We start from the raw sequence: 18974 nt of genomic DNA, 5'->3' as shown, positions 1-18974 counted from the left end.
AACGACATCGGGGGAGCATGGTTTCACGCAGGGGGCTGCTGCGGGCGGGGGCGCTGCTGCCGCTGGCAGCGGGGTGTGGCACGGGCCCGTTCGGCGGGTCGGGGGCGGTGCGGATCGCGGTGGCGTGGAGCGGGGGCGAGCTGGCCGCCTTCCGCTCGGTGCTCGCCGCGCTGGAGATCGGGACCGCCGTCGAGGTGGTGCCGCTCGGCGACGATATCGACACCGCGTTCGGCTCGGCGGGCCGGGAGGCGCCGGACATCGTGATGATGCCGCAGATCGGGCAGGTGCGGGCGCTCGCGGCGCGCGGTCGGCTGCGGACGCTGCCCGATCAGGTATGGCGGGACGCGCCGTACGCCGAGTACTGGGAGCGGCTGCTCGTCCACGAGGGCAAGCCCTACGGGGCGCCGTTCAAGGCGACGGCAAAATCGCTGGTGTGGTTCGACCGGGAGGCGATGGCGAAGTACGGGCTCGGCGATCCGGCCGGGTGGACCGTGCGGGACTGGGTCGCCGCCGCCGGTGAGCTCTCCGGTGGGCCGGTGCGGTTCCTCGCGCCCGCGGGAGCCGACGGCTGGACGCTCACCGACAGCTTCGAGAACATGCTGCTCGCCGAATCCCCCGGCGACTACTCGGAACTCGCCGAAAGCGCGCCGCCGCGGCGCTGGGACCGGCCCGCGGTGCGGGCGGCGCTACTGAACCTCGGCGCGCTGTGGGGGGTGCGCGCGGCACGCGGGATCGGGTACGCGCTGACCAGGCAGTTCCCCGACGCCGTCCGGGAGGTCTTCGACCATCGCACCGCGCTCATGGTGGCGATGCCCGACTTCGCCGAGCCGATCGTGCGGCGCTGCCTGCGGCACGCGAAGCGCTCCGACGACGTCGTGGGGACCACGTGGTTCCCGCCCGTGCCCGGCGGCGCCCGGCCGCACATCGTCGGCGGCGACGTGGCGGTGGTGACGGCCCGGGCGAGCCGGGCGGCGGACGAGGTGCTGGCCGCGCTCGCCGCGCCCGCGGCGGCGAAGCCGTGGATCGAGGGGTACGGCGGGTTTCTCGGGCCGCATCGGGCGACCGAGGCGACGTACTCGCGGATTCTGGGCCCGGTGGCCGGGGAGCTGGCCGCGGAACCGGTCGTCGAGCTGTCCGAGCGGATCGGTGCGATGGGCGGGCGGCACGGGTTGTGGCCGGTGCTGACCGGGTTCCTCGCCGAGGTCGGGGACGGGGTCGGCGCGGTGCAACCCGCCGTCGACCGGGCGGTCGCGGCGCTCGACGATCGGGAACGGCGGCCACGGTGAGCACGAACTCGCACATCCGGGCGCACGGCATCGAGCTGGCGCTGACCACCCGGCCCATGCGGGGGGCACCGGTGCCCGGGGTGCCGCGGCTGCGCCGGCTGACCCTGCTCTGGGCCGCACCCGCGGCGGTGCTGGTCACCGCGGTGCTGATCGTTCCGGCGGGGATCACCGTCGGTTTCGCGGTCGCGACCGCGCCCGCGGTGCCGCTGTGGTGCGTGGCGGCCGTGCTGGCGGTCGCGGTCGCGGTCGCCGTCGGCAAGCGCGCCGGGGACGATGCGGACAAGCTGCGTGCCTTCCTGGCGGTGGCGACGCCTTGGGTGGTCGCGGCCGCCTGCTACCAGGTCGGGCGCGGACTGAGCCCGGCCGGGGCACGGGCCTACCTGTTCACCGGCGGCATGGTGCTACTCGCGGTGGCGATGGTCGCGGTCGCGCTGGCTCTCGCCCTGTGGCTGCAGGACCGGTGGGACATGTGGCTGCCACTGGTGGCGCCGTGCGCGGTGGCCGCGCTGGTCTCCGGGGTCGCCTTCCGGCTGATCTTCCAGCGGCTCGCCGACCTCTTCGGGCTGGACTCGCAGCCCGCCGTGTTCTGGTGGTTCTGCCTGCTGCCTCCGGCCGCCTTCGCCTGGACCTGGTTCGGCTTCGCCACCGCGCTGCTGCACGACGGCATCCGGGCCGTCGACGCCGCGCCGGGGCAGGCCGCGCACCTGGCCCAGCTCGAGGCCTGGCACCGGCTCGGGCACCGGCTACGCGAACTGCGACCGGTGATCCTCGTCCTCGCCACCGGTATCGGGGTCGCCGCGGCGCGCATGTTCGATGCTGTGCTCATCGGGGTGCCGTGGCCGCTGCAGGAGTGGAACCAGGGCGCCACGGTTTTCTGGTGGCGGCTGGCGAGCGATCCGGACTCGGGCTTCGGCCCGGAAGCGGTGTACGCCATACCGCTCGCCGCGCTGGTGGGGGTGGCCGCCTGGGTCTTCCAGAACGAGACCGGCGGCGGTCGTCCCGCCCCCGCCGCGCCGAGCAGCACCCGGATCCGGGACCGGCCGGGGGTGTGGCGGACGCTCGCGGCAGCCGCGGTCCTCCTGGTCTTCACCCTCCCGATCCTGGTACTGATCGTCGCGATGTTCTGGGGCCCCTACGGTTTCCAGTTCGACGCGGTGACGGGGCTGCTCCGGGACCGCGTCCTGCTCGGCTCGCTCGGCAGCACCGGCTGGGTGGCGCTGGCCAGCACGCTGCTGGTGCTGACCGCCGCCGTTCCCGCCGCGCTCCGGCTCGCCGCGGCGGCCCCGGAGCGCCGCCGCACCCGGATCGCGGTAGCGGGGCTGGTGGTGCTCGCGGTGCTGCCGGTACAGACCTACCTGGGCCCGATCGTCTGGGCCGTCGAGCACGGCGGGCTGGCAGGCACCAGGACCCCGCTGATTCTGGTGCACGCCGCCGCCGGAATCCCGATCGCGATGCTCGTCCTGCGCGCCGCACTGCTCGCCGCCCCGGACGGCGCCGCCGCCCTGCACGGCCTCGCCACGCAGGCCACCGCGGTACGACGGGTGCTGGAGACCGCATGGCCCGCGCTCGGCGCCGTCGCTGTCCTGCAATCGGTGCAGGTGTGGAACGACTTCACCATCGGCTTCCTGCTCGGTGGCGCGGGCGGCAGTCCGTGGTCGCTGCTGCTCTGGGGCGAGGCACGGCAGTTCGAGGAGAACTCGGCCCGGCTGGCCGCCGGATCACTGCTCTCCGCGGTGGTGCCGGTGCTGGTCCTGCTGCTCACCTGGCGGCGCTGCCTGGTCCCCGGGTTGACCGGGGGTGCGGTGCGATGAGCACGGAACCCGCTGCGGGACAGCCTGATCCGGTACGCGGCGGCGCGCAGGTCGCACGCGCGCGAGGGGAGCCGCGCTCGACACTGTGGCGGGTCGCGGTCGGCACCACGCCCGTGGTGGCCACGGCGCTGACGCTGGAGTTCGGGCGGACCCTGGTGGTCGACTCTTTCGGTGAGACCGAGGTGGTCCGGACGCTGGCGAGCACCCTGCGGGCATTGTGGATCCTGCTGGTCATCGGCGGGGTGCTCTTCGCGGGGTACCGGTGGTACTCGCAGCGGCAGGACGGGGAGCGGCTCGAGCGGACTCGCGCGCTGCTGGACTCGCTCGACGGACCCGATGTAGCGGTCGAAGGCATTCCGTCGCAACCCGGAACTTTCGCAGTGCCGGTCACTTCGGCGCGGAATCCCACCGAGGCAGCGGTTTTCCAGCTGCTCCCGGCGCGCCGGTACGACAGTGCGATACTGCTCGCGGTGGCGGCGGCGCTGTCCGACGCCGCACACTCCCTCCGCAGGCCCGGTGCGCCCGCACCCGCCTTCGGCACCGCCACCGAGCTGTGCGCCCAGTTGCTGCACGATCAGGTCCTGGCGGTGTCCGGCGCCCACTACTACCCCACGGTGCGACGGACGGCACCGGAGGGCGACGAGGTGCTCGAGAAATCGGCCTGGGCGACCGCGCTCTGTGCGCTGGTGCGCGCGCACGCCGACCGGGCGAGTGCGCGGGCCGTCGCGCTCGGACACCCCGGCCATGTGGTGGCGGCCCGAGCCTGGTTCGACGGCGCCGAGGTCGAACTGCGCGATCTCGTCACCGGCGCGATCTCGCGCGGAAACCTGCCCATGGCGGTGCTCCCCGAGCTGATTCGCGTCGTCGATGCCCTCGACGTGTACTACGGGCACGACTCCAGGGGCGACGACCTGCGTGCGTTGTTGACCGCGCTCGACGACATGCCGAAGTTCCCGCTGCACGCAGCCCTGCTGCGACTGCGCGCGAACCCGGCGGCCGACGTGCTCGAGCACCACCGTCCACTGGCCTGGGCCACCGCTGTCGCTGCGCGCCGCAGGCACAGCCTGGCCCTCGAGCAGCTCCGCGACGGGGGCGACCCGGCCATGATCGTTCGCGACCTCCAGCGAGTATGGCGGCTGGTACCGCGCGCGGACCTGTCCGCCGAGGTCTGCGTCCTGATCAACCTCGCGGTTGCCGAACTTCGCCGCGACGGGCTCGAGGCCGCGGGCGACCGCCTCGAACTCGCCCTCGCGCGCACCGAGGACGGCCGCGATCCGGGCGGCCGCGTGCACGCCACCGAGATCAGGGGCATCCTGCACTGGATGCTCGGTCGGCAGGTCGCCGCCGTGCAGGACTGGCAGACCGCATGGACCGGCTACCGCGACCTGGCCGACCCGCGCGGCCAGGGCCGCTGCCTGCGCCACCTCGGCTCGGCCCTGAATGCCGCACCGGCGCTCGGCGGTGGCGCCGTGGCACCGGAGACCGGGCAACCGCTGCGCCGCGACCACGTGTTTCGCCAGGCGAGGGGCTGGCTCACCGAGGCAGAGCGCCTCGATCCCGGCAATCCGGTGGCACCGCCACCGCTCCCGATGGGACCGCCCCTGCCCCCGCTGGACCGCCCGCCGCTGGACCGCCCCGACCCGCACCTTCGCATCGCCCGGCGCACCTGACCCGGCCCCTTCCGCAGCGCGTGGCACCGGACAGCGCCCCCGCGGCGACCCGTACTCACCCCCGCGGCAACCCCAGAATCCGCTGGGCGATGATCGTCCGCTGAATTTCCGACGTCCCCCCGGCAATGGTCCCGGCGAAACTCCGCACGAACCGCTCGAACCACCCCGGCGCACTCTCGTCCACATTGAACGGACTGTGCCGAGCGGTCACGTCGGGATGCGGCAGCGCACCACCGCCCGCGGCGGCGAGCGCGTGCTCGGAGGCGCGCTGCACCGCTTCGGAGCCGAGCAGCTTGAGCACCGACATCTCGGCCGGGTCGTCTTCCCCCACAGCCGCTTTCGCGAGCGCGCCGGACCCGAGCAACCGCAGCGCCTGCGCGTCCAGCGCCAAGGTGGCGTAGCGATCCTCCTGCACCGGCCCGACCGGGTGGAAGTCGGCGAGCAGCCCCTCCAACCGGACGGCGAAGCTGGTCCAGAGCAGGTTCCGCTCGTGCCCGAGCGACCCGTTCGCCACCCGCCACCCCTGGTTCTCCGGCCCGAGCAGGTTCTCCGCGGGCACCCGCACCCCGGAGAAGAAGACCTCGTTGAAGTCGAGGTCGCCGGGGTCGCAGACCGAGGCGAAGGGTCTGCGCTCGACCCCGGGCAGGTCGGTGGGGATGATCAGCGCCGAGATCCCGCGGTGCTTGGGCGCCTCCGGGTCGGTGCGGACGAAGGCGAGCAGTACGTCGGCGTCGTGCGCGCCGGAGGTCCACACCTTCTGCCCGTCGACGACGTACCCGTCACCGTCGCGCACCGCGCGGGTGCGCAGCCCGGCCAGGTCGGAGCCGGCGCCGGGCTCGCTCATGCCGAGCGCGGCGGTCAGGTCGCCGCGCAGGATGGGCGCGGCCCAGCGCTGCTTCTGCTCCTCGGTGCCGAAGGTGAGCAGCGAGGCCGCGATGATCCCCGACCCCTGCGGGTTGAAGTTCTCGTAGATGCCGCGCCGGGCCAGCTCCTCCCGGTGCACGTACTGCTGCAGGATCCCGGCGCCGCGCCCGCCGTAGCCGGGCGGGTTGCCCGGCACCAGCCAGCCGTGCTCGAAGAGCACCCGCTGCCAGGCGCGCGCCCACTCGGGGATGTCGCCGGTGGAGCCGGGGCGCTCGCCCGCGGCGGCGTCGGCGGGCAGGTGCTCGTCCAGGAACCGGACGAACTCGGCGCGGAACTCCTCGACCTCCGCGTCAAACGACAGCTGCACGGTACTCCCTCGCGATCGTGGCGCGGTGCTCGTCGGCACCGCCGAGCAGCAGGTCGACGGCCTTGGCCCGCTTGAGCGCGAACTGGACGTCGTTCTCCCAGGTGAAGCCCATGGCGCCGAACAGCTGCAGGCCGTTGCGGAAGACCAGGGCCTGGCATTCGCCCGCGGCGGCCTTGGCCATCACGGCGGCCAGCGGGGCACGCGGGTCGCCCGCCGAGGCGGTGAGCGCGGCCCAGTAGGTGAGCGCGCGGGCCCGCTGCACCGCGACGTGCATGTCGGCGGCCTTGTGCTGCACCGCCTGGAAGGAGCCGATCGGCGCGCCGAACTGCTCGCGCTCGCGCACGTGCGCGACCACCAGCTCCAGCACCCGGGCGCAGGCGCCGACGCCGGTGGCAGCGAGCCCGGTGAGCGCGGCACCGCGGGCCCGCACGGAATCCGTTGCCACCCTGTCCGATTCGGCCACCCGCACGCCGTCGAGCGTGACCTGCGCGACGTGCAGCACCGGGTCGAAGACCGGGATGCGGCGCACGGTCGCCGCCGCGGCGGGCAGCACGAAGACGCCTGCGCCGGTGGCGACCGCCAATCGCTCGGCCCGGTCGCCGTCGAGCACCTGCGCGGTGCCGTCCAGCCGCCAGCCGCCGCCGTCGCGGTGCGCGGCGACGCCGTCGAAGAGCGCGGCGCCCGCCACCGCGGGCTCGGCCGCGCCCGCCAGCGGGGCGTACTGGGTCATGGTCGCCAGGTAGGGCGTCGGGTCGGTGGCGCGGCCGAGCTCCTCGAGCACGATGGTCAGCTCGACGGCGTCGGCGGGATCGGTCAGCGCGGTCCAGCCCTGCTCGACGTAGAGCTTCCAGAGCGGGCCGGGATCGGCGCCCCGGTCCACCACGTCCCGGATCAGCGCGGGCGGGCAGTGCTTGGCGACGGCCTCGCGCACGGTCTGCTGCCAGAAGCGCTGATCGGAGTCGAACTCGAGCAACACGCGGATCGCCCTCACTTCCGTCGATAACGCATGAGAATTATGTTCTTCAAATACGGTAGTGTGGATTCTCCAAAACGGCCAGAGCTGAACGGAGCTGGACCATGCCGCTTCCGTCACGTCCCAACCCCTTGGCGGGCCCGTGAGCAGCGAGGAGCAACCCGCGTGGAAACAGCGCGCGGTCGAGCGCTCGCTGCGCACCGCCACCCAGCGGGCGGGCCAGCGGGTCCAGCGCTTTCTCGATGCCGCACAGGCGATCATCACCGAGAAGGGGAGCACCGACTTCACGGTGCAGGAGGTGGTCGACCGCTCACAGCAGTCGCTGCGCAGCTTCTACCTGCAATTCGACGGCAAGCACGAGCTGCTGCTCGCGCTCTACGAGGACGCGCTGAGCAAGACGGCCGAGCAGATCAGGGCCGCGACGGCGGGCCACGCCGACCCGCTGGCGAAGCTGCGCACCGCGGTCGAGCTGCTCTTCCAGCTCTGCCGCCCCGACCCGGATGCGCGCAGGCCGCTCTTCACCGAGTTCGCGCCGCAGCTGCTCAGCTCGCACCCCGCCGAGGTGCGCAGCGCGCACGCGGCGCTCTTCGCCATGTTCACCGAGCTCATGACCGAGGCGAGCGAGTCGGCGCGGCTGCGCGCCGACCTGCCGCCGCGCCGGATGGCGGCGATGACGCTGCACACGGTCATGTTCATCTCGCAGCCGGGCAGCACCGAGGGCGAGATGCGGCCGATCACCGCCGAGGAGGTCTGGAACTTCTGCGCGCACGGGATAGTGGTCACCTGAATGAGAATGGCACTCTCTAACTGGTAGAGGGTGCCTTACAATCCGTGTATGCCCGACATGTGGAACGACCTGCTGGCCACCTTCGACCTGAAACCGGTCGACACCGCCGCGTACGAGGGACCGAACCAGACGCTGGAGTACCACCGGGTCTTCGGCGGCCAGATCCTGGGCCAGCTGCTGGTTGCGGCGCGGCTGGCGTTCCCGGAGAAGTCGGTGAAGTCGCTGCACACGGTGTTCCCGCGGGAGGGGAAGTCGGACACCCCGATCCGGTACGAGGTGCAGCCGCAGCACGAGGGGCGCTCCTTCGCCACCGCGGCGATCACCGCGCGGCAGGGCGAGCAGGTGGTGGCGAGCGCGGTGGTCTCGCTGCACGCGCCCGAGGAGGGCGCCGAGCGGCAGAGCCTGCCCGGCGTCGGCGGGCTACCGGGGCCGGAGCACCGCAGGGACTTCGGGCTCATCCCCTGGGAGACCAGGGCCGTCGACGACCTGGACAGCACCGAGGCCGGGCCGCCCGCCTACGAGCTGTGGCTGCGCACCCCCGAGGTCGAGCCCGAGCTGGGCGCGCCGCTGACCGCCTACGCCACCGACCTCACGCTGATCGGCACCGCGCTGCGCCCCGAGGAGGGAATCAGCCACGTGGGCAACGGAGTGCAGTTCCTGTCCGCCGTCACCTCGCACACGCTGTGGTTCCACCGGCCGGTGCGCAGCGATGCCTGGCAGGTGCTGCGGCAGCACTCGCCGATCCTGGCGGGCGGGCGGATCTTCGGCCGCGGTGACGTGATCACCGAGGGTGGCGAACTGGTGGCGTCCTACGCGCAGGAGGCCCTCTTCCGCCAGCGCTCCTGAACGCGCTCCCGGCGCCTCCGCGACACCGGAAGGGCCGCCCGCGCGAAAGCGCGGGCGGCCCTTCGAGGTTCGTGGATCAGCCGGTGACGGCTGCGCCGTGCGGCTTCCACACGGCGACGCTGAGGCTCGCGACATCCAGCGTGGGGCTGAGCGGGATCTCCCCGGACCCGGCCCGCTTGGTGAACTCCGCGACCACCTCGGCGGGCTCCGCCGTGAGGTCGTAGACCGCGAGGTAGCGGTGCGCGGGCGCGGCGGCGGCCCGGCCCGGCAGCGCGCCGGGCACCAGGTCGTAGCGCTGTCCGGCGCTGATCCCCGGCACCTTCACCACGTCGGCCAGGTGGGTGGTGTCGTACCACTCGTTGAACGCGTCGTCCTGGCCTTCGACGGCATTGGCGAACACGAGCATCTTCGCTTCGGTCACGGCGGACCCTTCCTTCCCTCAGTCGCTCGCGGGGAGCGGCTTCGCCTCTTTGAGCGCCAGCGGTGTGGCGCCCACGCTGAGTGTGCCCGCCCCGGCCTTGGTGACGAGCACCTCCGCGCCGGATTCGTCGACGTAGCGCTTGCCCATCAGGTTGCCGTCGGCGAACGCGGGCTCCAGCGTGCCGCCGGGCGCGGCGTCGCCGCCGAGCGGGACCATGGGGACGCCGCCGGCGCGCAGGTCGTCCAGGCTGTCCGCGGCACGCACCACGATGACCTCGGTGTCGCAGACCTGGCTGCGCAGTCGGGTTCCGTTCTTGACCATTGTCGTCCTCTCTACGTGGTGACGGCGTCCGCCGCCTGCTCCGGCCCGTACTCGGTGACCAGGTCGCGGCGGAGCACCTTGCCGGTCGGGGTGGCGGGCAGCGAGTCGCGGAAGACCACCCGGTCCGGGGTGCGCGAACCGCGCAGCCCCGCGCGGACGAAGGCGCGCAGCTCCTCGGGGTCCGGCTCGGCGCCGTCCGCGGGGACGACGACGGCGACGATGATCTGCCCCCACTGCACGTCCTCGACGCCGATCACCGCGACCTCGCGCACCCGCGGATGCTCGACCAGCACGTCCTCGATCTCGGCCGGCGCGATGTTCTCGCCGCCGCGGATGATGGTGTCGTCCGAGCGGCCGCCGAGGAACAGGTAGCCGTCGGCGTCCAGGGTGGCGACGTCCTTCGTCGGGAACCAGCCCTCGGCGTCCAGCACCGAGCCGATGCCGGTGTACTTCCCGGACACCTGGGCGCCGCGCACGTACAGCTCGCCGGTCTCGCCGGGCGGGAGCACGGCTCCGCTCTCATCCCTGACCTGCAGCTCGATCCCGGGCACGGGGGTGCCGACCGAGCCGAGCCTGCGGATCACCGCCGGATCGTCCGAGGCCAGCGCGGCGCGGTGCTCGTCGGGGCCGAGCACGGCGATGGTGGAGCTGGTCTCGGTGAGGCCGTAGGCATTCACGAAGCCGACCTCGGGCAGCAACTTCAGCGCGGTGCGCAGCAGCGGAAGCGCCACCTTGGAGCCGCCGTAGGCGAGGGTGCGCAGCGCGGGCAGGGTGGCGCCGGTGCGCTCCAGCTCGGCGACGATCCTGGCCAGCATGGTCGGCACGACGGTCGCCGAGGTGACCTGCTCGCTCGCCGCCAGCTCGATCCAGCGGGCCGCGTCGAAGTTGCGCAGGTACACGACCTTGCGGCCCGCGTACAGGTTGGAGAGCGCGGCGCCGACGCCGGCGATGTGGTACGGCGGGACGCAGACCAGGGCGGCGTCGTCCGGGTCGGCGGAGCCGAAGTCGACGGTGCCGGTGATGTAGCTGACCAGGTTGTTGTGCGAGAGCTCGACCGCCTTGGGGGTCGAGGTGGTGCCGGAGGTGAAGAGCACCACCGCCACCTGCTCGGGGTCGGGGAAGTCGGTGACCGGCTCCGCGGCCGCCGCCCGCTCCAGGAACTCGGCGGAGCGGAGCACGGTGGCGCCCGGCCCGGCGATCCGGGCGACGACGTCGTGGTACTCGTCGTCGGCGATCAGCAGCGGGGTGTCGAGGCGGGCGATCAGCGCGCCGAGGCCGTCGGCGCCGAGGCGGTAGTTCAGCGGGGTGAAGGGCACCACCGCGCCCGCCGCGGCGAAGATCAGCAGCGGCAGCAGGTGGCCGCCGGTGCCGACGTAGCCGACGCTGCGCGCCCCGGCGCCCGCGATCACGCCGGACCCGCCCTGGACCGCGGTGTGCAGGTCGGTCACGCTCCAGCGCACCTCGTCGCAGACCAGGGCCGGGCGGTCCGGGTTGCTCGATGCCGCCATGTCCAGCAGCAGCGAAACGCTCATCCCCGCACCTCTCCGCTTAACGAAACAGCCATTCTCGTCAGCGAGAATAACATAATCAGTCCGCGCGCCCCGGAATCGCGGAAATAGCTCTGCACTTGCGTGATAACGTCATTCTCATCCGATTCCGAGACGAACGGAGGTTGCCCATGAGCCCGGTCACCGGACACGACGTGGCGGTCGCGGACGATCTCCTGCTCGCCGCGGAGGTGGCGGAAGCGGAGGCTGTTGCCGCCGAGGCGCGGGCCGACGCCGCGCGAGCGCGTGCGAAGGCCGCGCAGTTGCGCCGCGAGGCCGGGAGCAGGCGTTCCGCGCCGAGCGTCGACGACGCCGCCGCCAGCGTCGAGACCGCCGAATCGGCGAGCGCCGCCAGCGGCGGGACCACCGAGTCGGCGAGCGTGGGCGGCGTCGCGGCCGGCGAATCCGGGAGCGCGACACCAACGAGCGCCGATGCCGACGCGCGCGACGAGACGGATGATGCCCGGCCCGCGACAGCGAGCGCGGGTGGCGTCGCCCCCGATAGCGAGCCGGAGGGCGCCCCGGGAGCCGAGCCGGACGTCTCCGCGGGAGCGAACTCCGCGGGCGTGGCGGAGGGGAGCCCGACCGAAGAGCCGGCCGCCGAAGGGGAAAGCACCGGACGGCTGCGGCGCCTGCGCACGGCGCTCGCCGCGCACCCCCGCCGGACGGCGCTGCGGGCCGCGGCGGTGCTGACCATCGCCGCGGCGCTGACGACTTCAGGCTTCCTCGGGTACCAGCACCGCGAGGCCGCGGCGCAGGAGCGCAGGGAGGGCGAGTTCGCGGCGGCGGCGAAGCAGGGCGTGGTCGCGCTGACCACCCTGGACTTCACGCACGCCGCCGCCGACGTGCAGCGCGTCCTCGACAACTCGACCGGCACGTTCCGAGACGACTTCCAGGGCCGCTCGGCCGACTTCACCTCGGTCATCGAGCAGTCCCAGGTCGCCACCGAGGGCACGGTGAACGCGGTCGCGGTGGAGTCCATGACCGACGACTCCGCCGTCGTCCTGGTCGCCGCCACCTCGAAGGTCACCAATTCCGGCGGCGCGCAGCAGGAGCCGCGCGCCTGGCGGCTCAGCGTCACCGTGCAGCGCGAGGGCGACACCATGCGCATGTCGAAAGTGGAGTTCGTCCCGTGACCGCCCGCCTGCGCGCGAACGCCGGTTCGATCCTGCTGGCGATCCTGGTGGTCGCGAGCATCGCCACCGCCGCCACGCTGTACGCCGCGAACCGCCCGGACGAGGGCACCGGCACCGCCGCGCAGGAGCGCGCGGTCGCCGCCGCCACCGAGGGCACCGTCGCGCTGCTCTCCTACGCCCCGGACACCCTCGACCGCGATTTCGCCGCCGCCGAACAGCACCTCACCGGCGACTTCCTGGACTACTACAGCCAGTTCACCGAGCAGGTGGTCGCCCCGGCGGCACGCGAGAAGTCGGTGCGCACCAGCGCGACGGTGGTCCGCGCGGCCGTCGCTGAGCTGCGGCAGGACCAGGCGGTGGTGCTGGTCTTCATCAACCAGAGCACCACCAGTGCCGAGAAGCCCGACCCGGCACTGGCCGCGAGCAGCGTGCGGGTGACCCTGGACAAGGTCTCCGACTCCTGGCGCATCGCCGCCTTCGACCCGGTCTGACTTCGGAGAATAACATTCTCCCGAGCCGGTAGTTCGTTTACACTTAGGTATGCCTGACCTGTGGGGAGATCTGCTCGAGTGCCTCGACCTGCGTCAGCGGCCGACCACTCCGCCCGGTGACCGCGGCAGGCGCCGCGAGACCCTGACCGTCTACGAGGGCCCGAGCCTCCCCCTGGACAACGGCTGGCTCTTCGGCGGCCAGGTGCTCGCGCAGATCGTGCGCGCGGCGCAGCTCGCCTGCCCGGCCAAGGCGGTGAAATCCCTGCACACGCTCTTCGCGCACGAGGGAAAGGGCGACGCCCCGGTCTACTACATCGTGCAGCGCCAGCAGGAGGGCCGCTCCTTCGCCGCGCTCACCGTGACCGCGCGGCAGAAGCGGGACGTGGTGGCGACCGCGATGGTCTCGCTGCACCTGCCCGAGGACGGCCCGGCCCACCAGACCTCCCCCGAACTCCCCGCCCTGCCCGGACCCGGCCACCGGATCGAGATGCCGCTGCTCCCGTGGGAGACCAGGGCCACCGCCGACCTGGACGACCCCGCCACCGAGGCACCCGACTACGACGTCTGGATGCGAACCCCGGCCGCGCCGCCGGAGCTGCACCCCGCACTCGCCGCGTACGCCACCGACCTCTTCCCGATCGGCACCGCGCTGCGCCCGCTCGGCGGGGTGAGCCAGGCCGGCAACGGCACCGACTTCACCTCGGCGCCGATCACGCACTCGCTCTGGTTCCACCGCGCGCTGCGCGCCGACGACTGGCTGCTGCTGCGGCACCACAGCCCGCTGGTCGCGCACGGCCGCTGCTACGGCCGCGGCGACGTCTTCACCGCCGACGGCTCGCTGGTCGCCTCCTTCGCGCAGGAGGGGCTGCTCCGCTTCCGGCCGTAGCCGGTCACCCGCGCCCTCGATCGAACGGAACCGCCATGGCCATCGAACCGCTCCTGCCGACCCCGGCCACCACCCACCGGGTGGTGCAGTGGGCCACCGGCAATGTCGGCGCGCACGCGCTGCGCGCCGTGCTCGAGCACCCGCACCTGGCGCTCTGCGGCGTGCTCGTGCACGACCCGGCCAAGGCGGGGCTGGACGCGGCCGAGCTCTGCGGCGCGGGCCGGGCCACCGGGATCACCGCGACCACCGATGTCGCCGAGGTGCTCGCGCTGGCCCCGGACTGCGTGCTCTACATGCCGCGGCTCTTCGACCCGGACGAGGTGTGCAGGCTGCTGGTCGCCGGGATCGACGTGGTCACCACGCACGGCGAGCTGCGGCACCCGGAGAGCATGGCGCCCGAGATCTGCGCCCGGATCGAGGCGGCCTGCTGGTTCGGCGGTGCCTCGGTGCTGAGCACCGGGGTCGCGCCCGGCTTCGTCACCGAGACGCTGCCGGTGGCGCTCAGCTCGCTGCAGCGCCGGGTGGAGCGGATCGCCATCGAGGAGAGCGTGCAGCTGGCCACGCACGGCGCCGACCGGCTGGTGCTGGAGGCGATGGGGTTCGGCGGCGCGGCGCGGGAGTTCGAGCCGGAGCGGCTGGCGCACGCGCGCAGGCTGCACGCGCCGTCGCTGCGGCTGCTCGCCGAGTCGCTGCGGCTGCCGCTGGACACCGTCGCGGTGCGCGGCGAGCACGCGGTCGCCGCGCGCGACGTCGCGGTGGCGGGCACCGTGATCCCCGCCGGTACCGTCGCGGCCCAGCGCATCACCGTCACCGGCGTCGCGGGCGGCCACGACCTGCTCGGCTACCGCTCGACCTGGTACTGCACCGACGACCTGGACCCGGCCTGGGCGGTCAGGGAGACCGGCTGGCACGTCAGCGTCGAGGGCGAGACCCCGGTGGAGCTCTCGCTGCGCTACCCCGTGCGGCCGGACCGGCTGGCCGCGGTCTCCCCGCGCTACGCCGCGAACCGCGCGGTGAACGCCGTCGCCTACCTGCGCGCCGCGCCGCCCGGCATCCGCACCACCAGGGACCTGCCGCCGATCGTCGCCGAGCTCGGCCGGAGCTGACGAAAACTCAGCTCACACAAATAGAGAATGCTATTCTCACAGCATGATCCGGTTGTCCCCCCTGATCGGCAGCGGCCGGCTGCCGGACCCCGCCGCCGATCGCCGCGGCGCCCCGCGCAGCGGCGATGTCCGGCCACTGCTGCCGCGGGCGGCGCGGCACCCCGAGCCGCTGGACCGGCCGATCCGCATGCGCGTGCGCGACGTGCTCGACTTCTTCGAGAAGTGCCCGGAGTGCGGCTACCCGGCGCAGGCGTCGGCGATCGAGCGCGAGATGGCGAGCGGCGCGACCGAGGTCGTGCTGCGGGCGAGCTGCGGGCTGCCCTGCGGCTGGCAGGGCGAGCCGCGCACCACGGTCACCGGCGCCAGGCTGGCGTCCTGACTCCTCAGCCCACCGGAACCAGGTCGGTACCGCCCCACGCGCCGGTGAGCAGCAGCTCCCCGCTGCGGAAGACCTCGGAGTACTCGATATCGGCACCCCGCAGCCCCGCCGCCGCCAGCGCGCAGCCCTTGAAGGCGCGCGCCGCGACGCTGAGCCTGTGATGCACCGTGCCGAGCCTGGCGTCCAGCTCGGCGGGGAGCTCCTCGCCCCAGACCGCGACCTCGATCAGCCCGTTGTCCAGACAGTCGAGCACGCCACGGCGCACCCGCGGGTCGGCGTCGAAGAGCTCCGGCGCCACCGCGACCGCGTGCGGCCAGGTGTCGTGCACGGTGCTCTCCAGCGAGGTCTCCAGATCCAGCACGGTGGCGCCGAGGATCTCCAGCGGCCGCGCATCGGTGGTGTCGGCGAGCACGACGGTCACCTCCCAGCCGGCCATGGTGCGGTCGCACAGCCAGCCACCCGCGTGCCGCACCACATCGGCGGCGGTCGGCGCGACCACCGCCAGCCGGTAGCGGAGCAGGTGCTTGCGGGAGTGAGCCCGCCTGCCGGTAGCGGGATCGGAGGTGTGAGCAGCCATGATCGTCCGTTCTGCGCGTCGCTCTCTTTTGTGGAAAGTATATTCTCACTTTGGGAGAACCCATACGCGGAATCGGCACAATCCGTTGCCGATCCTCTCGAATCCGACAGGAGACCGTCATGGCTCTGACCCCCCTTCCGGGCGATCAGTGGGACGAGGAGGTCGACAAGGCCCTCTCCCGCATGCTGCCACGGGAGCGCCGCAACCCCGACGGCGCGGGCAACGCGCTCTCGGTTCTGGTCCGGCACCCGCAGCTGACCCGCGCCTTCCTCGGCTTCAACGTGCACCTGCTCTTCAACTCCACGATAGAGCCGCGCGAGCGCGAGCTGATCATCCTGCGGGTGGCGCACCGGCGTGAGTGCGTCTACGAGTGGCTGCACCACGTGGCGATGGGCAAGGAGGTCGGGCTGACCGACGCCGAGGTGGAGGCGGCCAGGCGCAACGGCAGCGCCCCCGACCCCTTCGACCGGCTGCTGCTGGAGGCGGTGGACGAGCTGGACGACAAGTCGGTGCTCTCCGCGCAGACCTGGGACGCGCTCGGCGAGCGCTTCGACGACCGGCAGCGGATGGACTTCGTCTTCACCGTCGGCTGCTACACCACGCTGGCGCTGGCCTTCAACAGCTTCGGCATCTCGCCCGACCCGACCGCGGGGTACGAGGGCAAGCGCTGACGACGACGGCGGGGGCCCCGGATTCCGGGGCCCCCGCCGTGCGCGCGGACGATCAGGCGCGCGGCAGCCCGAGCACCCGCTGCGCGATGATGTTGCGCTGGATCTCCGAGGTGCCGCCCGCGATGGTGCCCGCGAAACTGCGCAGGTAGCGCTCGAACCAGCCGCACCAGAAGTTCTCCAGGTTCAGCGGGCTCGGCGGCGAGCTGATCGCCGGGGAGGCGAGGCCGTCGGTACCGACCGCGGTGAGCGCGTGCTCGGTGGCGGTCTGCACCGCCTCCGAGCCGAGCACCTTGAGCACCGAGAGCGCGGGCACGTCCTGCTCGTTGCGGGACTCCCTGGCCAGCGCGGCCGAGCCGAGCAGCCGCAGCGCGTAGCTGTCCATGACCAGCCCGGCGTAGGCGTCGCGGTCGAAGACCGTCCGCGGCCGGAAGTCGGCGAGCAGGTCCTGCAACCGGTCGGCGTAGCCGAGCCAGAGCAGGGTGCGCTCGTGGCCGAGCGAGCCGTTGGCGACCGTCCAGCCGCCGTTCTCCGGGCCGACCAGGTTGGCGACCGGCACCCGCACGCCCTCGAAGTAGACCTCGTTGAAGTCCAGGTCGTCCCGTTCGCAGGCCGAGGGGAAGGGGCGGCGGGTGACGCCGGGGGTGTCGGTGGGGATCAGCAGGACGCTGATGCCCTTGTGTTTGGGGGCGGTGGGGTCGGTGCGGACGAAGGTGAGCAGGACGTCGGCGTCGTGCGCGCCGGAGGTCCAGACCTTCTGGCCATCCACCACGTAGTGGTCCCCGTCGCGGACCGCGCGGGTGCGCAATCCCGCGAGGTCCGAGCCCGCGCCGGGCTCGCTCATGCCGAGCGCGGCGGTGATCTCCGCGCGCAGGATCGGCACGGCCCACCGGTGTTTCTGCTCCTCGGTGCCGAAGGAGAGCAGCGAGGCGGCGATGATGCCGAGGCCCTGCGGGTTGAAGGAGTGGTAGATCCGTCGCTTGGACAGTTCTTCCAGGTGCACGTACTGCTGTAGCACCGAGGCGTTGCGGCCGCCGAACTCCGGCGGGTTGGCGGGCAGCAGCCAGCCGTTGTCGAAGAGCAGCCGCTGCCAGCGCCGGGCCCACTCGGGAACATCCGCACTGGACTTCGAGCGCTCCCGCGCCTCGTCCTCGCCGGGCTGGTGCTCGGTGAGGAAGGCCGCGAACTCGGCGCGGAACTCCTCGACGTCGGAATCAAACGAGAGACGCACGGTACTCCTCGGCCACGAGCGCCCGGTGCTCCGCCGCCCCGCCGAGCAGCAGCTCGCCGGTCTTGGCGCGCTTGAGCGCGAATTGCAGATCGTTTTCCCAGGTGAAGCCCATGGCGCCGAAGAGCTGGACGCCGTGCCGGAACACCACCGACTGGCACTCCCCCGCCGCCGCCTTCGCCATCGAGGCGGCCAGCCCGCGCCGCGGGTCGTCCTCGGCCAGGCAGAGCGCGGCGAAGAAGCCGAGCGCGCGGGCCCGCTCGATGGCGATGTGCATGTCGGCGGCCTTGTGCTGCACCGCCTGGAACGACCCGATCACGGTGTCGAACTGCTTGCGGCTGCGCACGTGCTCCAGCACCAGGTCCAGGATGCGACGGCAGGCGCCGACGGTGGTGAGCGCCATCCCGGTGAGCGCGTACTGCTTGGCCCGCTCCACATCGACCGTGGTGCGCTCGGCCGCCTCCAGCCGGACCCCGTCGAAGGTGACCTCGGCCAGGTGCAGCACCGGGTCGAAGACCGAGGTGCGCCGCGCGGTCACCGCGGCGGCGGGGACGACGAAGACGCCGGCGCCGGTGACCACCGCGAACCGCTCGGCCCGGTCGCCGTCGAGCACGTGGTGCGCGGTGCCGGTGAGCCGCCAGCCGGTGCCGTCCGGGGCGGCGGTGACGCCCTCGTAGACGGCGGCGCCCGGGCGGTCCAGCTTGCCGACGCCTGGCACCAGCGGCGCGAACTGCGACATAGTGGCGAGGAACGGGGTGGGGTCGGTGGCCCGGCCCAGCTCCTCGAACAGGATGCCGAGCTCCACCGTCTCGCCCGGCTCGGTCAGCTCGGTCCAGCCGAGGCCGACGTAGGTCTGCCAGAGCGGGGCCGGGTCGCCCTGTTTGTCGACGATGTCCCGGATCAGCGCGGGCGGGCACTCCTTCGCCGCGACGTCACGCACCGTCTCGCGTAACAGCCGCTGGTCGGAGTCGAACTCGAACAGCATCTCGGCCTGCCTCCTCGCCGTACTCTCGATGAGAACTAGATTCTCATATTCAAGAGTTACCATTTCATCGCGTGGAACGCCAGGCAGGGGTGGTCAGCCGCGATCGGCGGTGGCCCTTTCGGTGCCGCGCTCCAGGGCGCCGTTCAGCTTCTGCACGAAGGCGAGCAGGACGGCGAGGGTTTCCTCGTCGTCCGGGAGGCTCTGGCCGATGGCGCCGAAGAGCGGGGCGACGGCGACGTCGGCGCGCACGGCGACCAACTCGACCCGGACCCGGCGGCGGTCCTCCTCGTCCCGGCTGCGCCGCACATAGCCCGCCTTCTCCAGGCGGTCGACGACCGTCGTCACCGCGCCGCCCCTGGTGATGCCGAGGCGGTCCGCGAGCTGGCCCGGGGTGAGCGGGCCCGCCATGCTGAGCATGTTCAGCGCGCTCAGGTCGGTGACGGTGATGCCGAGCCGGGCCGCGACGGCGCTGTGGAACACCACCGTCCTGGTGGCCTGGGCGCGCAGCGCGTCGCGCAGGGCGCGGGCGGTATCCGATCGGGTTTCCTTGGTCGCGGGCATGTCCGTGTCCTTCCGCCGATCTCTCCGGAAAAGAGAGACTCTCGTTTCGAGAGTAGCGCGGAGT

The 18974-nt window shown here is 72.9% G+C and carries 20 protein-coding genes; 11 read left to right on the top strand and 9 right to left on the bottom strand.

Going from position 1 to position 18974, the window contains the following annotated elements; genetic code table 11:
- Positions 1–17: 17 nt before the first annotated feature.
- The 3 genes from ACFUJ1_RS22650 to ACFUJ1_RS22640 are packed head-to-tail and all read left to right on the top strand — an operon-like array spanning position 18 to position 4767.
- Positions 18–1286, top strand: coding sequence for an ABC transporter substrate-binding protein (locus ACFUJ1_RS22650; RefSeq protein ID WP_378648543.1), 1269 nt, complete (start codon positions 18–20; stop codon positions 1284–1286).
- Positions 1283–3097, top strand: coding sequence for a hypothetical protein (locus tag ACFUJ1_RS22645; protein WP_378648541.1), 1815 nt, complete (start codon positions 1283–1285; stop codon positions 3095–3097). The genes ACFUJ1_RS22650 and ACFUJ1_RS22645 overlap by 4 nt, the downstream gene beginning before the upstream one ends.
- Positions 3094–4767 (top strand): hypothetical protein, encoded by a 1674-nt coding sequence (locus tag ACFUJ1_RS22640; RefSeq protein ID WP_378648539.1) that lies wholly within the window; start codon positions 3094–3096, stop codon positions 4765–4767. Before ACFUJ1_RS22645 ends, ACFUJ1_RS22640 begins: the two co-directional genes overlap by 4 nt.
- A gap of 55 nt (positions 4768–4822) precedes the next feature.
- On the opposite strand, the gene ACFUJ1_RS22635 is transcribed toward ACFUJ1_RS22640, so the two are convergent.
- Entirely contained in the window at positions 4823–5998 is a 1176-nt protein-coding gene (locus ACFUJ1_RS22635) for an acyl-CoA dehydrogenase family protein (RefSeq protein ID WP_378648537.1), read from the bottom strand.
- A complete protein-coding gene (locus ACFUJ1_RS22630) occupies positions 5982–6974 on the bottom strand; it encodes an acyl-CoA dehydrogenase family protein (protein WP_378648535.1) in 993 nt (330 codons plus the stop codon). The genes ACFUJ1_RS22635 and ACFUJ1_RS22630 overlap by 17 nt, the downstream gene beginning before the upstream one ends.
- A 139-nt stretch (positions 6975–7113) precedes the next feature.
- Here ACFUJ1_RS22630 and ACFUJ1_RS22625 point away from each other — a divergent pair, with 139 nt between their 5' ends.
- Both ACFUJ1_RS22625 and ACFUJ1_RS22620 read left to right on the top strand, forming a co-directional pair.
- Positions 7114–7758, top strand: a complete 645-nt coding sequence (locus tag ACFUJ1_RS22625; protein WP_378648533.1) for a TetR/AcrR family transcriptional regulator — start codon at positions 7114–7116, stop codon at positions 7756–7758.
- Between the two features lie 48 nt (positions 7759–7806).
- On the top strand, positions 7807–8604 hold the full coding sequence (locus ACFUJ1_RS22620) for an acyl-CoA thioesterase (protein WP_378648531.1): 798 nt from the start codon (positions 7807–7809) through the stop codon (positions 8602–8604).
- Between the two features lie 76 nt (positions 8605–8680).
- Here ACFUJ1_RS22620 and ACFUJ1_RS22615 read toward each other — a convergent pair whose 3' ends face one another.
- From ACFUJ1_RS22615 to ACFUJ1_RS22605, 3 genes are read right to left on the bottom strand one after another with little or no spacing between them, the layout of a single operon-like run.
- Positions 8681–9025, bottom strand: a complete 345-nt coding sequence (locus tag ACFUJ1_RS22615; RefSeq protein WP_378648529.1) for a hypothetical protein — start codon at positions 9023–9025, stop codon at positions 8681–8683.
- A gap of 18 nt (positions 9026–9043) precedes the next feature.
- A complete protein-coding gene (locus ACFUJ1_RS22610; protein ID WP_378612040.1) occupies positions 9044–9346 on the bottom strand; it encodes a hypothetical protein in 303 nt (100 codons plus the stop codon).
- Positions 9347–9357: 11 nt separating this feature from the next.
- Positions 9358–10878 (bottom strand): class I adenylate-forming enzyme family protein, encoded by a 1521-nt coding sequence (locus ACFUJ1_RS22605; protein WP_378648527.1) that lies wholly within the window; start codon positions 10876–10878, stop codon positions 9358–9360.
- A 146-nt stretch (positions 10879–11024) separates the two neighbouring features.
- On the opposite strand from ACFUJ1_RS22605, the gene ACFUJ1_RS22600 reads away from it, so the two are divergent.
- From ACFUJ1_RS22600 to ACFUJ1_RS22580, 5 genes are read left to right on the top strand one after another with little or no spacing between them, the layout of a single operon-like run.
- Positions 11025–12029, top strand: coding sequence for a hypothetical protein (locus tag ACFUJ1_RS22600; RefSeq protein WP_378648525.1), 1005 nt, complete (start codon positions 11025–11027; stop codon positions 12027–12029).
- Positions 12026–12520: a twin-arginine translocation pathway signal gene (locus ACFUJ1_RS22595; protein WP_378648523.1), complete on the top strand. Its 495-nt coding sequence runs from the start codon at positions 12026–12028 to the stop codon at positions 12518–12520. Before ACFUJ1_RS22600 ends, ACFUJ1_RS22595 begins: the two co-directional genes overlap by 4 nt.
- A gap of 49 nt (positions 12521–12569) precedes the next feature.
- Positions 12570–13406, top strand: a complete 837-nt coding sequence (locus ACFUJ1_RS22590) for an acyl-CoA thioesterase (protein WP_378648522.1) — start codon at positions 12570–12572, stop codon at positions 13404–13406.
- Between the two features lie 35 nt (positions 13407–13441).
- A complete protein-coding gene (locus tag ACFUJ1_RS22585) occupies positions 13442–14512 on the top strand; it encodes a dihydrodipicolinate reductase (RefSeq protein WP_378648520.1) in 1071 nt (356 codons plus the stop codon).
- Positions 14513–14555: 43 nt separating this feature from the next.
- Positions 14556–14891, top strand: a complete 336-nt coding sequence (locus ACFUJ1_RS22580; RefSeq protein ID WP_378648518.1) for a hypothetical protein — start codon at positions 14556–14558, stop codon at positions 14889–14891.
- Positions 14892–14895: 4 nt separating this feature from the next.
- Here the strand turns inward: ACFUJ1_RS22580 and ACFUJ1_RS22575 are convergent, their stop codons facing one another.
- Positions 14896–15468 (bottom strand): hypothetical protein, encoded by a 573-nt coding sequence (locus tag ACFUJ1_RS22575; protein WP_378648516.1) that lies wholly within the window; start codon positions 15466–15468, stop codon positions 14896–14898.
- A 119-nt stretch (positions 15469–15587) separates the two neighbouring features.
- Here ACFUJ1_RS22575 and ACFUJ1_RS22570 point away from each other — a divergent pair, with 119 nt between their 5' ends.
- On the top strand, positions 15588–16139 hold the full coding sequence (locus tag ACFUJ1_RS22570; protein ID WP_233017348.1) for a carboxymuconolactone decarboxylase family protein: 552 nt from the start codon (positions 15588–15590) through the stop codon (positions 16137–16139).
- Positions 16140–16191: 52 nt separating this feature from the next.
- On the opposite strand, the gene ACFUJ1_RS22565 is transcribed toward ACFUJ1_RS22570, so the two are convergent.
- From ACFUJ1_RS22565 to ACFUJ1_RS22555, 3 genes are all read right to left on the bottom strand, one after another.
- A complete protein-coding gene (locus ACFUJ1_RS22565; protein ID WP_378648514.1) occupies positions 16192–17367 on the bottom strand; it encodes an acyl-CoA dehydrogenase family protein in 1176 nt (391 codons plus the stop codon).
- Entirely contained in the window at positions 17351–18349 is a 999-nt protein-coding gene (locus tag ACFUJ1_RS22560; protein WP_378648512.1) for an acyl-CoA dehydrogenase family protein, read from the bottom strand. The genes ACFUJ1_RS22565 and ACFUJ1_RS22560 overlap by 17 nt, the downstream gene beginning before the upstream one ends.
- Positions 18350–18442: 93 nt before the next feature.
- The gene (locus ACFUJ1_RS22555) at positions 18443–18910 is read right to left on the bottom strand and encodes a MarR family transcriptional regulator (RefSeq protein ID WP_378648509.1); all 468 of its coding nucleotides are present in this window, start codon (positions 18908–18910) and stop codon (positions 18443–18445) included.
- Positions 18911–18974 lie beyond the last annotated feature (64 nt).

This window comes from Nocardia sp. NPDC057227, from assembly GCF_042669725.1.
Classification (GTDB): domain Bacteria; phylum Actinomycetota; class Actinomycetes; order Mycobacteriales; family Mycobacteriaceae; genus Nocardia; species Nocardia asteroides_A.
Note: the sequence above shows the minus strand (reverse complement) of the source record. Positions and strands in the feature narration are given on the sequence as shown.